The organism is Gemmatimonadaceae bacterium, from assembly GCA_036496605.1.
Taxonomy (GTDB): Bacteria; Gemmatimonadota; Gemmatimonadetes; order Gemmatimonadales; family Gemmatimonadaceae; genus AG2.
In genome coordinates this window covers 154,280-170,916 of sequence record DASXKV010000025.1, presented here as the reverse complement: position 1 = coordinate 170,916, position 16,637 = coordinate 154,280, and the positions used below count along the sequence as shown (strand labels likewise).

Annotated in this window: 11 protein-coding genes; 8 read left to right on the top strand and 3 right to left on the bottom strand. The window is 65.3% G+C overall.

What is annotated here, in order from left to right; all coding sequences use genetic code 11:
• Nucleotides 1-46: 46 nt before the first annotated feature.
• From VGH98_09000 to VGH98_08965, 8 genes are all read left to right on the top strand, one after another.
• The gene (locus tag VGH98_09000) at nucleotides 47-1,753 is read left to right on the top strand and encodes a mechanosensitive ion channel family protein (GenBank protein ID HEY2376097.1); all 1,707 of its coding nucleotides are present in this window, start codon (nucleotides 47-49) and stop codon (nucleotides 1,751-1,753) included.
• Nucleotides 1,750-3,420: a Na+/H+ antiporter gene (locus VGH98_08995; GenBank protein ID HEY2376096.1), complete on the top strand. Its 1,671-nt coding sequence runs from the start codon at nucleotides 1,750-1,752 to the stop codon at nucleotides 3,418-3,420. Before VGH98_09000 ends, VGH98_08995 begins: the two co-directional genes overlap by 4 nt.
• Nucleotides 3,417-4,196: a DUF481 domain-containing protein gene (locus tag VGH98_08990; protein HEY2376095.1), complete on the top strand. Its 780-nt coding sequence runs from the start codon at nucleotides 3,417-3,419 to the stop codon at nucleotides 4,194-4,196. The genes VGH98_08995 and VGH98_08990 overlap by 4 nt, the downstream gene beginning before the upstream one ends.
• A 169-nt stretch (nucleotides 4,197-4,365) precedes the next feature.
• Nucleotides 4,366-5,829 (top strand): bifunctional alpha,alpha-trehalose-phosphate synthase (UDP-forming)/trehalose-phosphatase, encoded by a 1,464-nt coding sequence (locus tag VGH98_08985; protein HEY2376094.1) that lies wholly within the window; start codon nucleotides 4,366-4,368, stop codon nucleotides 5,827-5,829.
• A 98-nt stretch (nucleotides 5,830-5,927) separates the two neighbouring features.
• Nucleotides 5,928-6,470: a PRC-barrel domain-containing protein gene (locus tag VGH98_08980; GenBank protein ID HEY2376093.1), complete on the top strand. Its 543-nt coding sequence runs from the start codon at nucleotides 5,928-5,930 to the stop codon at nucleotides 6,468-6,470.
• Between the two features lie 91 nt (nucleotides 6,471-6,561).
• Nucleotides 6,562-8,238, top strand: coding sequence for a DUF389 domain-containing protein (locus VGH98_08975; protein ID HEY2376092.1), 1,677 nt, complete (start codon nucleotides 6,562-6,564; stop codon nucleotides 8,236-8,238).
• Nucleotides 8,239-8,325: 87 nt separating this feature from the next.
• Nucleotides 8,326-8,595, top strand: coding sequence for a hypothetical protein (locus tag VGH98_08970; GenBank protein ID HEY2376091.1), 270 nt, complete (start codon nucleotides 8,326-8,328; stop codon nucleotides 8,593-8,595).
• A gap of 272 nt (nucleotides 8,596-8,867) precedes the next feature.
• Nucleotides 8,868-9,554: a hypothetical protein gene (locus VGH98_08965; GenBank protein HEY2376090.1), complete on the top strand. Its 687-nt coding sequence runs from the start codon at nucleotides 8,868-8,870 to the stop codon at nucleotides 9,552-9,554.
• Between the two features lie 35 nt (nucleotides 9,555-9,589).
• Here VGH98_08965 and VGH98_08960 read toward each other — a convergent pair whose 3' ends face one another.
• The 3 genes from VGH98_08960 to VGH98_08950 all read right to left on the bottom strand — a co-directional run bounded on the left by VGH98_08960 (nucleotide 9,590) and on the right by VGH98_08950 (nucleotide 16,589).
• Nucleotides 9,590-12,727 carry an FAD-binding and (Fe-S)-binding domain-containing protein gene (locus tag VGH98_08960; protein HEY2376089.1) on the bottom strand — a complete coding sequence of 1,046 codons (3,138 nt, stop codon included), beginning with the start codon at nucleotides 12,725-12,727 and terminating at the stop codon, nucleotides 9,590-9,592.
• A 98-nt stretch (nucleotides 12,728-12,825) separates the two neighbouring features.
• On the bottom strand, nucleotides 12,826-15,210 hold the full coding sequence (locus VGH98_08955; GenBank protein ID HEY2376088.1) for a glycoside hydrolase family 15 protein: 2,385 nt from the start codon (nucleotides 15,208-15,210) through the stop codon (nucleotides 12,826-12,828).
• A 233-nt stretch (nucleotides 15,211-15,443) separates the two neighbouring features.
• Nucleotides 15,444-16,589, bottom strand: a complete 1,146-nt coding sequence (locus VGH98_08950; GenBank protein ID HEY2376087.1) for an NAD-dependent epimerase/dehydratase family protein — start codon at nucleotides 16,587-16,589, stop codon at nucleotides 15,444-15,446.
• Between the last annotated feature and the right edge of the window lie 48 nt (nucleotides 16,590-16,637).

The window sequence follows — 16,637 nt, the reverse complement described above, 5'->3', positions numbered from 1 at the left end:
AGGCGGCATGTGTTTGCTCCTGAGGCGCCGCGCTCTGGCGCCAGGCATGTTCGCATTCGTTACGCTCGTTTCATTCGCCACGATCGCGGCTGCGCAGCAGGACTCGGCGCGGGCGACCGTCCCTCGTCGGAACGCGGCCGATAGCAGCAGGCAGGGCGCACCCGTCGTCTTTGCGACCGACACCCTCTTCCACTTGTACGGCGGACTCGGCCCTTTTTCCGCCGAGACGCGAGCGGCGGCGATAGCGGCCCGCCTCGGGCAAATCGCGGCGGGAGTCGCTCGGGGGGACTCGATCCGGGTTACCGACCGCGAAACATACAGCGAGCTCTCGGTTGGGGATGTTGTTGTGATGACGGTTTTGGACGACGACGCGCGACCCCTGGGGATTCCCCGTGGTGAGCTTGCTCGGCGCTATGCGACACGTCTGCGGTCAGCGGTGAGCGGCGCGGCAGCGCGCACGAGCGCGCGGGCGCTGCTCGAGGACGCGGGCTACGCGATTGCGGCCACGATCGCCTTGCTCGTGCTGTTGCAGCTGCTCTCGATGGGGTTCTCGAGGCTCTACGTTCGGATCGAGGCTCTGCGCCGCGTTCGGCTGCCCCTCCTCCACATCCAGGACTTCGAGCTCCTCTCGGCGGGACGACTTTCATCACTGCTCATTGGCGTGGCGCGCACGCTGCGCGTCGTCCTGACGCTGCTGCTGCTTTATGTCTACATCCCTCTCGTCCTGAGCTTCTTTCCCTGGACGGCGCCCTTCTCGCAACGGATCATCGGCTACGCCATCCGACCGTTCGCCGTCGCCTGGTTCGCCTTTGTCGACTTTCTGCCGAATCTGTTCTATCTCGCGGCTGGCGTCGTCATTACTCGTTATGTGCTCGCATTCGTCCATCTGATATTCGGGGCCATCGGCAATGGCTCGATTCAGCTCGGAGGTTTCTACGCGGATTGGGCCGAACCGACATACAAGATCCTGCGGGTCCTCATTCTCGCATTCGCCGCGATCGTGCTTTACCCCTATCTGCCTGGTGCAAGCTCCGATGCGTTCAAGGGTGTATCGATTTTTCTCGGCGTCCTCTTCTCGCTCGGCTCATCGGGCGCCGTCGGCAACATGGTCGCCGGCATTGTCCTCACGTACACGCGGGCGTTTCAACTTGGCGACCGAGTACAGATTGGCGGAACCGTTGGCGACGTGACGGAGAAGACGCTCCTTGTCACGCGGCTGCGCACGATCAAGAACGAGGCGGTGACGATCCCCAACGGCGCGGTCTTGTCGAGCCAGGTGGTGAATTTCACGACACTTTCGGACCAGGGGCTTATCCTGCATACCTCGGTCACCATCGGCTATGACGCGCCATGGCGGCGCGTGCATGAACTGCTCATCGAGGGAGCGCGGCGCACCGAGCACGTGCTCGCTGAGCCGGCGCCATTCGTTCTTCAAACCGGCCTTGACGACTTCTACGTGAGCTACGAGTTGAACGCGTACACCAGCCGGCCGGAGCTCATGGCGGTGATTTATTCATACCTCCACCAGAACATCCAGGAAGCATTCAACGAGGGTGGAGTGGAAATCATGTCGCCGCATTACACCGCGTTGCGCGATGGCAACGAAACGACGATCCCGGCCGGCCAGCTCGCATCCCGCTACCGCGCGCCGGCGTTTCGCGTGCAGCACGTGGATGGGGCGACGCATAACGAGACGGAGGAACGCACCAAGGCGTCATATACGCCGCCCGACGTGCCACGCTCTCCGCGGTGACCACCGAGAACTCGTTCATCCTGCTCTTCTCGATTGCCACGGCGGTCGCGATCGGCGTGCGGCGGCTTCGCGTGCCATACCCGGTCGCGCTCGTCGCCGTGGGACTGGTGCTGGGCGCCTTCCGCATCGTGGAAGCGCCGCATCTCACGAAGGATCTGCTATTCGCGCTCTTCTTGCCGGGCCTGCTGTTCGAGGCTGCTTTCAACCTCGACGGCCGCGAGGTGTGGCGCAACCGGATCGCGGTCGGCTCCCTCGCCGTCCCTGGTGTCCTCGTGGCGATCTGCCTAACGGGCGCACTTGTCACGGTTGTCATTCGGACGCTGGACCTCGAGCCGTCCTTCGCGATCGGCTACGGACTCGTGTTCGGCGCGCTCGTCGCCGCCACCGATCCGATCGCCGTCGTCGGTCTCTTCAAGAGATTCAACGCGCCGAGACGCCTCACCACTCTCGTCGAAGGCGAGAGCCTTTTGAACGACGGCACCTCGATCGTCTTGCTCACGCTGCTGCTTGCGTACGTCGGCGGCGGCACGACCTCGCCGCTTGCGCTCGTCATCCAGTTCGTCTCGATCGTCGGTGGCGGCGCCCTTATCGGCGCAGCCGTTGGTTTTGCCGCCTCGCGCCTCACGCGGCACGTCGACGACGCGATGATCGAGATCACGATCACCACGATTGCGGCCTACGGCGCCTTCGTGATCGGAGAACAATTGCATTTCTCTGGCGTGATCGCCACCGTCGCCGCCGGCATGGTTTGTGGCAACTACGGCCGCGAGATCGGGATGTCGGCATCGACGCGAGTGGCCGTGAATACCTTCTGGGACTACGTCGCTTTCGCACTGAACTCGATCATTTTCCTGCTGATCGGGTTCGAAGTGCATTTCTCGGCGCTGGCGTCATCGTGGCGACAGATTCTCGTCGCGTACATCGCCGTCATCCTCGTGCGAGGCGGCGTTGTCGCCCTCGTGACGCTGCTCCTGCGGCGCTCCAACGAGCGATTGCCGGTGTCGTGGGGCGTGGTGTTGAGTTGGGGCGGCATCCGGGGCGCCCTGTCGATGGTGCTCGCGCTGGTGCTCGCCACCGATTTTCCCCACCGCGACCTGCTCGTGACGATGACGTACGGGGTCGTGATTCTGTCGCTGCTCGTGCAGGGCCTCACACTGCCGGCGGTGCTCCACTGGTTGGGGCTGGGCTCGGCCGAGGATGCCCGCCTCACGTACGACGTTGCGCGCGCGCAGGTCAGCGTCTCGGATGCGGGCATCGGCGAGCTGGATCGCATGTTGGCGGCGCACAGCGCGGCACCGCGCTTGGTCGAAGCGCTCCGTGAGCGGCTCGCACGTCGTAAAGCCGAATGGCGCGAGCGGCTCGACGCCGTGCATCTCCACCAGCACGAGCTGGTGCGCGAGGAAGCCAACCAGGCCGTTAGGCAACTTCTCATGGCCGAGAAAGCGTTGCTCACGACGCGCTTGCACGAGGGCCTCGTGCGCCGCGGCGCGTACGAACAGTTGATCGCGAGCGTCGACGCACGGATCGATCGGCTCGAGCGGAATGCGTACGAAGACGTGCTCGATCTCGTAGCACCGCGAGACGAGGCGAGCGAGCCAAGTGCCGAGCTCGGCGACGCGTCGGGAATCCCGGACACACCGAGCGCTTCACGCCGGAGGGGATCGTGATCGTTAGGCGCCACCGTCGTCGCGTCGCCGCCAGTCTCGCCGCACTCACTCTCGTCGGCGGCGGCGCGCGGCTCGACGCGCAGGCGACCATCGGCTGGCAACGCTCGGCGCAACTCAGCGCCAACGTCTGGTACGGCGCCGCGCACACCCGTGTCGTCTCCTCCGAGGTCGAGATGGGTCACACGGATTCGTCATTTTCCGTTCGCGCGACGATGCGTTTCGGCTACGCCGACGACCGGGAGGACAACGGTCCGCGACAGGTCACCGCCAGATCGAACGAAGTAACCCTGGGAGCCGATTACCGCCCGTTCGACCGATACAGCCCCTTCATCCTGGCCGGTGGCGAGTCGAGCTTTCAGCAGCGCATCGCGCTCCGTACCAGCGCCGGTTTGGGCGCGAAGCGCACGCTGCTGCACAAGAATCGCGATGACCTCAGCATCAGTCTCGCGTTGCTCACGGAGCGCACCGTCGCCCTGGAGCCGCCTGACAGTTCCGCGCGGATCGCCACACGCACGCGTTGGTCATGGCGCTTCCGCTACCGCCGACAACTGACGCCGACGCTGTATGTGTCGCACGTGACCTTCTATCAGCCGGCGGTCGAGCACGCCGCCACGCGATACACGGTCGACGCAACGACGTCGCTCGAGGCGGCGATCACGTCCGCCGTTTCACTGACCGCGACGCTTCGGGACCGCTATGACAGCGAGTCGCGTTCGCGCGGGGCACCGAGCGATAACGACGGTCAGTTTCTGCTCGGGCTACGCGCCCGGTTCTAAGTCCGCACCGGCGACGAGACCGTCGGCCAGTGCGACGGGGCGCGCCCAACGCGAAGAAGAGACACGGGTAGCTAACACATTGATATCAATATAAATTACGACCATCGAGCTGGCCCGTTCCGAGTGTGGTGCGGTCCAGCTACATGGAACCTGACGAGGTGAGAGACTCATGCCTGACACGTTTTCCCGTTCTCCCGACGTCGGGTACGCGCCGACTGTGCGTTCCCCGACGGCGGAGACACAAGCGCGACTGATCATCGTCTCCAACAGATTGCCGGTGACGCTGACGACGGACGCTCGCGGTGTCGAGGTGCAGCGAAGCGTCGGCGGCCTGGCCGCGGGCTTGCGCGCTCCTCACGCACGCGCCGAAAGCGTTTGGGTGGGATGGCCAGGTGATCTCCAGAACCTCGAGCCGGTCGTCCGCGATGAGATCGGGCGTCAACTCGCGGCAATGCGCATCGTGCCAGTGGCGCTCACCGCACGAGAGGCGCGGTCATACTACGATCGGCTCTGCAACGCCGTGCTCTGGCCCATCTGCCATGACCGGCTCGATCAGCTGCCCTTGCACGTGGGCAAGTGGGACGTTTACGAAACGGTCAACCAGCGATTTGCGGACGCCGTCGCAGCGCTGCACCGGCCGGGGGATCTGATCTGGATCCACGACTATCACCTGATGCGGTTGCCGGCGCTGCTTCGCAACAGGTTGCCCACGGCGCGCATCGGGTTCTTTCTCCACGTGCCGTTTCCCAACCCCGAGATCTTCTTTGCCCTGCCGACCCGGCGCTGGCTCGTCGAAGGTCTGCTTGGCGCGGACGTCGTTGGCTTTCATACACGGCGGTGGCGAGGCCATTTCACGGCGGCCCTGCGTCGTCTGCTTGGGATCGAGATGGACGCGGATGCAACAGTCGCGTATGAGGATCGCCGCGTTCATCTCGGCATCTTCCCGATCGGCGTCGAGGCGGCCGATCTCGAGGAGCGGGCCGCGGCGCGCGCGGTGACGGCAGCCGTGTTGAATCTGCGATCCCCAACGCAACGCTTACTGGTGGGTATCGACCGGCTCGACTACAGCAAGGGGATTCTCCGCCGGCTCGTGGCCTTTGAGCGTCTGCTCATCAAGCATCCCGGATGGCGTGGCCGCGTACAGCTCATGCAGATCGCGGTCCCCACCCGAACGCGCGTGCGCGCGTATCGGCGGTTGCGGCGCGAGGTCGACGCACGGGTTGGACGAATCAACGGGCGCTTCGCGACGCCGACGTGGACGCCGGTCCAATACGTCTATCGGCGGCTGACGGAAACGACGCTCCTCGCCCTGTACCGCGCAGCGGATGTCATGCTTGTCACACCGCTCCGCGATGGCATGAATCTCGTCGCGAAGGAGTTCGTCGCATGCCGCAGCGACGAAAGTGGGGTGCTCGTGCTCAGCGAATTTGCCGGTGCCGCCGACGAGCTCACCGACGCGCTACTTGTGAACCCGTATGATGCCGATGCCGTGGCCGACACGATGCACCGCGCCCTAACGATGGATCGCGCCGAGCGGCGCCGGCGGCTGTCGGCGCTGCGCGCGTCCATTCGCGCCAACGATGTGCACCATTGGACCAGCTCTTTTCTCGGCGCGCTCGCTTCCGACGGCTAGCAGTCTCTCGCGTGTGCGCCCGGCGGCACCGGAGCAACGGCGCACCTGTCCTTTTCAGGAGAAACCACAACGAAGCCACCGATCAAGGAGATACGATCATGCCGCACACAGACTCCAACAAGACAACTCGCGCCGCGCCCGAGCAGAGCCGGCAGAGCACGCTCTATCGGCTCGCTCATCTTCCGCAGTATGCTATCGTGCCGGGTCAACCCGACATACGTAGCTGGCTCGTTTTCGCCGAGGATGGACGACGCGTCGGGCGCGTGTCCGACGTGATCGTCGACATTCTGACGTTACGCATGCGGCACATCGAGGTAGAGCTCGATCCACATTGGGAAAGTGGCAGCGCGCTCCGCCGAGTAGTTGTCCCGCTCGTCTGCGCTCGCGTTTCGGCGAATCGAAAGCACATCAACCTGTATGCGGTGACGAGCAATGACATCGTGCAGGCGCCGCGCCTTGGCTCGGCTCCGATTGGCCCGGAGGCGGAAGCCGCTCTGGAGCGTTTCTTCGTGCGCCCGTCGTTGCGAACGCGCTTGTCAGAAGTTGCCGAGGCTGACGTCTCACAGGAGCAGCGATTCTGGGGAGCTCGACGCAGCGAACCGGCGAGTGAGCCCTATCTCCGCGTTGTGGAGTGCGATTAGTCGTTCGGCAGCTCCGGATTGCCGGCCATCTCGCGACTGAGCAACTCGATCACCGCGCTGTCGAACGCCTGGCGCGCCAGCAGAAAGCTCGATGACGATGATAAAGGACGCGCAGGGTTCGCGGAGTCCACCGCGCGGTGCGCGGTGGCGAGCGTGGGCCAGCGCAGAGGATCGCACGGAGATCTTTACGGAAGCCGCGAATACGGCCACGGACACGGGCATCGCATATTGGCTCGTGCTCGGATTTGCTGCTGCCATCGCGGCGCTCGGCCTGGCGCTCAACAGTTCCGCTGTGATTATCGGCGCGATGCTCATCGCGCCCTTGTTGGCGCCGATTGTTGGCCTCGCGCTGGCGCTCGCGGTCGGCGATGGGCGACTGGCCATCGAGGTCGCGCTGATTGTACTGCTCAGTACCTGTGCCGTCATTGTCATTGCCGCGCTGTTGGCGGTAGCGCTGCCCGTGCCTTTTCAAACCGTGACGACCGAGATCGCCGCGCGGACGCGGCCGACGACGCTCGACCTCGTCATTGCCGTTTTCTCTGGATTGGCCGGGGCGGTCGTGACGGTGGCACGCCGCAGCCGGCTCTCGGGAGCCGTGCCAGGTGTTGCGGTGGCCGTCGCCCTGGTTCCTCCGCTCGCCGTCACGGGATACGGAATCGGTACGGGCTGGAACTGGCCGATCATTCGCGGCAGCCTCCTGCTCTACGGAGCGAATCTCGCTGGCATCGTCATGAGCGGGATGAGCGTGTTTCTGATCGTTGGTATGCAGCGACACCCTGTGCTGGGGCTAGCCGAAGCATGGCACCGCGACCACGTGGGCAATCACCTCACCAATTGGATCGAGCGGATCCCCGGATTGCGATCGTTAGGCATCATGCATTCCCTCTGGACCCGTGTCGCCCTCGTGGTGGGGTTCGTCGCCCTCGTCGCCATTCCGCTTCGGGAAACGCTCAAACAGATCGCGCGCGAATCACGTGTAGAGCGTGCGGTCGATGAAGCGGTACAACTGTTCAAGAAGCCTGGACAGTCGTTCGTCATCAACCGGGACGTCGAGATTGGCCAGGGCGCGACGCGCGTTGTGCTCAACGTGGCCACGACGGGCTGGTTCGGAGATTCGGTCCGGCACGAGTTCGAGCGCCGCGCGTCGGCTCGGGCGGGGGAACCGATAGCCCTCGTCCTCGACCAATTGCCGGCGTCCTCGGGCGGCGATCTCTCCAGCCTCGCCGATCTGCTCGCCGTCGCGAAGCCGGTTGCTGCGCCTAACGTTGGCCCGCCCATGCCAACGCCCGCGACGCGCGTCACCGCGCTGCGTGGCGAAGTTGATGACGCACTCGGCACGCTGACGTTGCCGGATTCCATGGTGATCTTGGGATTCGACCTTGCCATCGGCGATTCCGCCGGGGGGAATGTCTTGCGAGTCGTGTACGCGGCACCGGAATCGCTCGCGGCCCAATCCGTACAGATCCTCGGTCGCCAACTGGAGCACGCCCTCGCTCTGCCGGGGCTCGTGGTGCAACATGCGTTCGTCTCGACGAGGCCACGTCGGCTTGGCCCCAGGGACGGACTCGTCATTGACTCGTTGTCGACAATGTCGTCGCGATACCGGCAGTTGCAGATCGCAGTCATCGCCGGGCGCGGAGCGCGTCAGCGTGACGTCGATTCACTCGTCGCACGGGTTCGTCGGGGGCTCCACGGCGACTCGTCAACCGTGTTGGTGAACCGCTCTCGTGCCGTGCGCGGGCTCGCGCTACGCGTCGTTCCTCGCTGAGGCAGCGGGGAACTTCCTCTTCGGCTCGTCGATGTTTGAGCGTTTTTGAACGTGGCCCCGCTTCGCATCCGTATCACGGAGGAAACGATGCAACTGAACTTGAAAGGGATGGCCATAGCCTTCGCCATCGTCTGGGGCGCGGCGGTCTTCCTGTGTGGGCTCGCGCACCTCATCTGGCCTTCTTATGCCGGCACGTTCCTGGACGTGATTGCGTCGATTTACCCGGGATATCACGCCGGCGGATTCGGCGAAATCGTCATCGGCACGTCCTACGCCGTGGTGGACGGCGCGGCGTGGGGACTCGTCGTCGCATGGCTTTACAACCGGTTCGCCAAGCCGATGCCGCCACGGCCCTAGCAGCCGCTGCCCGATTCCAGCCGCTGCTCGTTAGGTGCGGTCTGCGCCGTAACACCATTGGCAGACAGATGCATTGATGTCTATACATATGCACACGCCATCTCGCCGGCATTCACACTCGAGGCGCAGGAGTTGCACGCGATAGCAGTACCGGCAATAGCCACCGAGGCGATGCAGGAGGTGCCGAATGGCTGGTAACGAAAGCGGCCGTAGCGAGCCGCGACGACGCGATTCGAGCGCCAATCGCGACGGACAGAAGTCACTCGAGCAGAGTGATCCCCAAGCACGCGCTCACGTGGACCAACGGAGCGAGACCCTGGCCGAGCGGGATCGCCACCATGCCGGGGCTCGGAATGAAGGCAGTGGCCGCGTCGGCAGCAGCTCGTCGTCGGAAGCACGCCGCTGACGGAGGGAGCGAGCGGCTCGTTAGGTATCGTGGTGGATGTTTGGAGGATATGGTGCGCCCATCGAACAAGCAGGCTCTTCTCGCCGTTCGACGAGACCCCGCGATCATGGTGCGATTCTGGTCACGCGTCGAGCGGCCGGATGACGAAAACGCGTGCTGGGAGTGGCGCGGATGCTGCAGCAAGGATGGCCACCCGGCATTCCACATCGGTCAGAGCTCGATCTCGCCATCTCGCCTCGCATGGTTATGGAGCGCAGGCGAGTTTCCGTTAGGCGGCCGTATCCATCGTCGCTGTCAGAACCCCCTCTGTCTGCGGCCAGCGCATCTGCTGTGGATTGTCGGCGCGACCATGGAACATCGCTTGTCCGCAGAAAGCGATGGTTATGTTCCCGTGGGCGGGGTCAAAGTCGTCGTCGATGACCCGCCAGGTGGCTGGCCACGGACCGTGCGGATTACCGGCACTCCGTCAGAGGCCGAGTCAGCTCCAGAGCTGCCACGAGCCCTTCTTCGCCGCCGAGTGAAACTATCGCAGAGATTCGTGTCCAGCGCCTAACGCCTTGCCTGGGTCATCGTATTGCCGTACTCGGATCAGTCCTGAGCGCGGCCGCGCGCGCGCGACCGAATGCGAGCGATCGCGGCGACCACGGCTCCTGCGGCGCCAGACGCGAGCGTACCCTTCTCGAGGGCGGACCATGACGGTTGCCGCAGTGCCGCCGGCCACAATCGCGGTGCTACCGATTCGGGGCGCTGGCCGTCCAGTCCCACCGATGCGGCGTGGCTCGCGAGCTGGACGACCTCCGCCAGGTGCAGAGCGCGCCGGTTGGTGGTCTGTTCGATCTGCTCGCGGCAACTGAAGCCGTCGGTGATGAGCACCGTCGATGCTTCGGCGGCTCGCACTCGCGGCAGGAGCACGCGCTCGCCGGCGGCGATGGAGACTTCGTACTTGTCTTTCTCGAAGCCGAACGCGCCAGCCATCCCGCAGCAGCCGGAGTTGAGCGTTTCATAATGAATGCCCATCGCGTCGAGAAGCGCGGTCACGCCCTCCAGCTTGAGCACCGCCTTCTCGTGGCAATGGCCGTGGAGGATGGCGTTGCGCCCTCCAAGAGCATGCGGCGCGCGCCAGCCGTCGTCGAGCCGCCGTTGCATGAAGTCGGCGAACATCATCGTCGAGTCGGACAGGCGCTTCGCATCTTCGTCGCCCGGCAACATCTGCGTCAGCTCGTCGCGAAACACGGACACGCAGCTCGGCTCGAGACCGACAACCGGCGTGCCGGCGGCGATATCGTCACGGAGCGCGTGCACGATCGAGCGCAGCTGGCGCTTCGCCTGATCGAGCATGCCGTAGTCGTACAGCGGGCGCCCGCAGCACAGGCCCGCGCGCGGAAGCACGACGGTCCAGCCCGTGCTCTCGATCGCCTCGACCGCCGCGGCCAGCGTCTGCGGAAAGAAGTGATCGTTGAACGTGTCCGGCCAGAGAATCACACGCTTCTCCGTGCTCTCGGACGCGGGCCGCCGCGTCGAGCGAAACCACGCTGAGAATGTGCGGGGGGCAAATCGTGGGATCGACCGCTGCGGCGCCATACCGGCAAGGCGCTTCGCGATCGCCGAGAGTCCCGGCGCGTGCGTCAGGAAATTCACCACGTTAGGCGCCGTCGCGGCAAGGTCGGCCCACCGGTGAATGAGCCCGAATGCGTATGCGTGCCGCGGCCGGAGCTGGCCGCGGTAATAGTGCGACAGAAACTCCGCTTTGTACGTGGCGATGTCGACGTGGACGGGGCAGTCGCCTCGGCAGCCCTTGCACGAGAGGCACAGGTCCAACGACGACTTCACCTCTTCGCTCTTCCAGCCGTGATGCACCGGCCCATTCTGAAGCATCTCGAAGAGCAGATGTGCCCGGCCACGCGTCGTGTGCTTCTCGTCGCGCGTCACCATGTAGCTCGGGCACATCGTGCCGCCCTCGTGACGCCGGCACAGCCCGACGCCCACGCATCGCAGCGTCGCGTGCGAAAATCGGTGCTCGTCCTCAGGGTAATCGAACGCCGTCTCGGGTTGCGGCGGCCGGTAATTCACTCCGAGCCGCAGATTTTCCGTGCAAGTGTAGCCGGCGACAGTCTTGTTGGGATTCATCCCGTCATGCGGGTCCCAGATGTCATGGAACTCACGAAACGCGCGGACGATCGTGTCGCCGTACATGATGGGCAGCAGCTCGCCGCGCGCCTGCCCGTCGCCATGCTCGCCAGATAGCGTACCGCCGTATTTCTGGGTCGCGAGCCGCGCCGCTTCGTACATGAATGCGCGATAGTTCTCGAGTCCCTCCTCCGTCTCGAGATCGAAATTGAGACGGCAGTGCACGAGTCCCTGGCCGAAATGGCCGTAGAACGCGGCGTCGTAACCATGCTTCTGCATGAGATCGCGCAACTCGCGCAGATAGTCTGCGAAATGCTCGACCGGAACCGCTGAATCTTCCCAACCCGGCCACGCCGCGGCCTCACCAGGAATGAATGCGGTGGCAGCGAGCCCCGCCTCGCGCACCTCCCAGATCTTGTGCTCCTCCGCGGGATCGTCGAATTCCTTCACGTGCGGAGCATTCTTCGAGGAGCGTATGCGATCGGCGGCGTCGCGCGCGCGTCGCCGCGCTTCGTCCGCGGTATCGCCGGCGAACTCGACGAGGAGCCAGCTACGGCCCTCGGGAAGCAGCTTCGTATCCTGTGGATGAATGTTGGCTTTCTTCATCTGCTCGATGAGCTTGTGGTCCATGCCCTCGAGCGCCACGGGCTTGAGATCGCGCACCATCGGGACGGCGCGCGCGGCGGACAGCACGTCGTCGTAGCCGAGCGCGAGCAGCGCGCGCTGGCGCATCTCGGGCATCAGTCGCACGACCGCCGAGAGGATCGCCACGCAGGTTCCTTCGGTGCCGACGAGCGCGCGCGCGACGTTGAACCCGCACTCCGGCAGCAGATAATTGAGATTGTATCCCGACGCCCGACGCAGCAGGTTCCGCGAATACCGACGGCGGATCTCGTCGGCGTAGCGATCGCGAAGCGAGTGGAGCGCGCGATAGATCTCGGCCTGCCGGCCGCCACGATTCAATATTTGCTCATATTCGCCCTCGCTGGTCGCTGCGACGGTGAAGCGATCGCCGTCATAGGTCAGGATCTCGAGCTCCTCGACCTGATCGACGGTCATCGGCCCGGAGCCGTAGAACTCGGCCATCACCGAGTGCACGCCGCACGAATTGTTGCCGAGCATGCCGCCTAACGTGCAGCGGTTGTGGGTCGCGGGATCGGGGCCGTAAGTCAGTCCGTGCGGGCGCGCCGCATCGCGCAGGTCGTCGAGCACGAGTCCCGGCTCGACCCGCGCGCGTTTGCCCTCGACGTCGAGCTCGATGATGCGATTGAAGTATTTGCTGCTGTCGATGACCACGGCAACGTTGCAGGTCTGGCCGGCGAGACTGGTGCCGCCGCCGCGCATGAGCACCGGCGCGCCGAACCCGCGCGCGATTGCCACCGCCGCGATGACGTCGTCCGCGCTGCGCGGGAGCACGACGCCGATCGGCACCTGCCGATAGTTCGACGCGTCGGTCGCGTACAGCGCGCGGTCGCCGTCGCCGAAGCGCACTTCGCCCGCGATCGCTCTGCGGAGCGCGCGAGCGAGTCCCACGGAGTCGACATCGCTCGTTAGGCTGCGAATTGCCGCCCCGGCATTTCGACGCGCCAAGTGGGTCATGCGCGGCTCTCCCTCCTTCGGCGTGGAAGAACCGGCGATGCAGATATCACGCCTCGCTCGCGTGGCACTGCCCGAAATCGCCGCGCCGCATCGCCGCTCTACGTAACGCGGACGCGCCGCTCCTCCCTCGCGTCGCCGACCGACCCTATCCGAAAGCACAGCTCGGCGCCTGGCGGCAACTCGGCGGTGGGCACGTCGGCGAAAAGAAGGCCAATACCAAGATCGCGCATCTCGACACAGCCATGTCGTTCACTCGCTGGCAACCGCCACCGGACCTCCCGCCCGTCGGCGGATTCCACGCGCAGCGTGCGGCCGCGCGGCACGACCCGAACCTCAGCGTCCGCGCGCCACACGACGAGCGACGACGCCGGCATCGCGCTGCCGTAGCGCGCGGCGGCGTCCGCCGGCAAATCGAACACCTTCTGCTCGGATAGCGACCGGCAGAGCTTCAGAAACTCGGCATGCGCCCACACGAGCGGCATCGCCGAGCCCGTGGGCTGGCCATTGAAGAGACCGCGCTCCGGAATGTCGGGCGCGTCCCAGATCTGCTCGGGGAGCAGTCCAGTGGGATTCGCCTCTCTCGCCATCGCCTCGCACAACGCGCGCGCCCGATCCAGTTGGCAATTAGCAATCTCGTAATGCGCTCGCTCACCGGTCAGTAGTGGCCACCCGCGCCCGATGCCCCATCCGAGATGCGGGCTGCCGTCAGCCGGTTCGCCGTAGCCGTCGTCGGTATAGCGGTGCCACACCGGCCCACGCACGGTGCTCGTCTTCAACTCGGCGTCGATCACCGTGATCGTGTCGCGGATGCGCGGATCGTCCGCTCGTCGCACACCAAAGCGCACGAGGGCGAGCGCGTCCGGGCTGACGATCTCCCGATATGGTCGCTCCCTGCCCTTGCATCGCTGATTCTTGATGGTGAGCGGCGCCGACGTGTCGACGGCCCATCCATCGCTCATCGCCCCGGGCGGAGTGAGCCGCACGTAGTACCCGTCGACGCCGTAGCGCTCGGCCATCGGCGTTCCGGAGACGTACGTCCATCGCTCGAGTGAGGCGTTCCAGTAGTCCGCGGTCTCGCGAAGAAAACACGCCAACTCGTGCTCGCCGCGTGCATCGGCGAAGCGCGCCGCCGCGACGAGTGCCGCGATCTCCGAGGCGACGGTGTACGGCGAATAGCCGCCTTCCTCCTCCCAACGGTCCTGGGGAGTAAGGGGTCCGGTCCGCGTCAGGTACGCCGCGGCGGCCCGGATCATCGGCCAGGGATCCAGCACGTCCAGCTCGTCGTGTTGCGCCAGCATGCTCGCCAGAAGTATGGGGAGCGCGACCTCATCGAGCTGCATGCCCTGGTAGTAACTCGTGCCGTCGAGCCACATGTTCTGCGGCCACGCGCCGTCGTGTTCCTGTGTGCTCATGAGATACAAGAGCGTTCGGCGCGCGCTCTGGCCGAGACCAACGGCGAGGAGCGCGCCCGCGGCCTCGACGAGATCGCGCGGCCAGACGAGGTGGTAGCCGTGGGAATTATGATCGCCGTGCGCTTCTCCCCACGGAATTGCCATGCTCGCGATCATCGCGCCGGCGCGCTCCTTGTCCTCGTGCGCGCGCAGCATCGTCACGCTGGAGGCGTGCACCGTCGCGATGACAGAGGGCTGATCATCAGCGACGTCGCTCTGGTAGCTTCGCCGATAACGTCGCCACTCGCGCACGTATCGCCGCAAGCTGCGATCGAACCCGCTGAGTAGCGACGCGTGCGCCTGCTGGCCAGCGTTATCGGGCGACTGGCCGAGGCCTAACGCGAGAACGAGCTCTCGTGAGTCATTCAGCTGGACCTCGGCGGCCACCTGGAGGTTGCCCGACCTCGCGGCGGTGCTGTCGATCGTCAGCATTGCGTTGGCGCGGAGATCGGCGAGCGCGTCATCATCGCCCGCGTACGTGCACGCACCGCCGATGAACGGGCGCGAGCACAGCAGCGCGAGCGCGGCATCCCCGTGACGCGCCAACACCGCGCGCTGACCCTTGTAGTCGCCGAGCCACGCGTCGTTCGATTCGCCGTTGTTCCCGACGTGCGGCTCGAGGATCACGTACACTCGCACCTCGCTCGCGCGGTCCGCGGACCACTCGAGGCGAATGCGCTGGAGCAGTACCGACCGCTCGGGATCGGTGATGATCGTCTTGTGGACGACCAGCCCACCCTCGTCGAGCGGCGTGCGAACATCGTAGGCCGGCGCCCAGGGCGCCACGGCCCGCACGTCAGCGCGCGCCTCTCTGTCGACGAAGACCCGGCCGTCCACGACTACAGCCAGATAGAGCGCCCGCGTGTTCGCACAGTCCACCGATGGATAGAATACTTCGGTTACGACACCGCCGGCGAGCGTAAACCACACGCGGCTGCGCGTGCCGACGGCCGTGCCGACGCCGTCCTTCGCGCCGGGACTCCAACGAACCGGCGCGCGTCGATCCGACGGCGATGGTGTTGCGGGCCACATACCGACGAATCTGGCAACGAACAGGCCGCTCGAGGCGCGACGCGGGCGGATTTCGGCAGGCTTATCCCCTCGAGGCCGCAGCACCAGACCGACGAGGATGCGCTGCTCGCAAAGTCGGTGGACATCAAGAGCCAGACGCTCGACCTGCCCGGCGTGCGCCGTCGGCCAGCTGTTCGCCGACCGCCTGGCCGCGCTGGTATCGATTGCTTCAGCGATAGAAACTATCCGCCCGCTTATTGCTTCGCTGCGTGCCAAGCCGCGAGGGCATCTCGCTCCCGCTCGGGTGACAGACCAGCGAACTTGAGCATACGCTCACGTGCGTCGGTCGGGGTAGCGTTGAACCACTCCAGCGAGTCCACCGCCGTGACGCTCAGCGGCCGGAACGTCAGTCCGGCCGAGCGGGCGCGCACGGTGGAAGCGTTGGCGCCAGCATAGTCGGGGTCGGTCCGTGGAATCCACGTCGGCATGTCGCCCCAGGGCGTGACCTTCTGCGCAGCAAGAAAATCAGCCGGCACCCACGTGAACGACAGCTCACGCGTCCCGTCGAAGGCGCCGCGGATGCCGTAGAGCTGCTCCGCCATCGTCATCGGTGACGCCGGACCCGCGGCGTTGAACGTACCGGTCGTGCCATTCTCGACGACGCGAATCGTCCACTCGGCAAGATCGCGCGCGTCGATGATCTGCACGTGATCGAGCCCGTCGCCCGGTGCGAGGATCTCACCACCCTTCGCGATGCGATACGGCCAGTAGGTGAAGCGGAATGAATCGTCCCCCGGTCCCGCGATCAGCGTCGGACGGAGGATCGTTAGGCGATCGCCGAACCACTTAGCGGCTTCGCGTTCCGAGGCAACTTTCATCGGTCCGTAGAGTCCCTCGACGTCCTTCATGAGCTCCGCCTGGGTCACGGCCAGCGGATCGCCCTTCGTGTACGGCAGCAGCGGCGACGACTCCTCGAGCGCCTTCTGTCCTTTCGTATCGTAGACGGAGATCGTGGAGATGAAGACGTACTGCTTCGTTTTCTCCTTCAGCACCTCGCCAACGTCCTTCACCCAGAACGGGAGCGACGTGGGATTATCGATCACGACATCCCACTCCTTTCCCTTCAGCTGATCCATCTGATGCAGGTTGCGGTCGCCGATGAGCTCCGTCACACCAGCGGGCAGCAGTTTATTGCGGCGTCCGCGATTGAACACCGTGACTTTGTGTCCGCGCGCCAGTGCATAACGAACCTGAAATGGTCCGGTGAGCCCGGTGCCGCCAAGGATCAACAGGTTCAGGCTCTTCGGTGCCGGAGCAATCGATAGCCGAGGACGGAGGCCGAGTGCAAAGGCGCCGCTGGCGAGTGCGGCGTGACGGACGAAATCGCGACGACGTGTCATGTGAGAGGATCCTCGACCGAAGGCGTCAAGCTACGGCCGCCCGTCGGC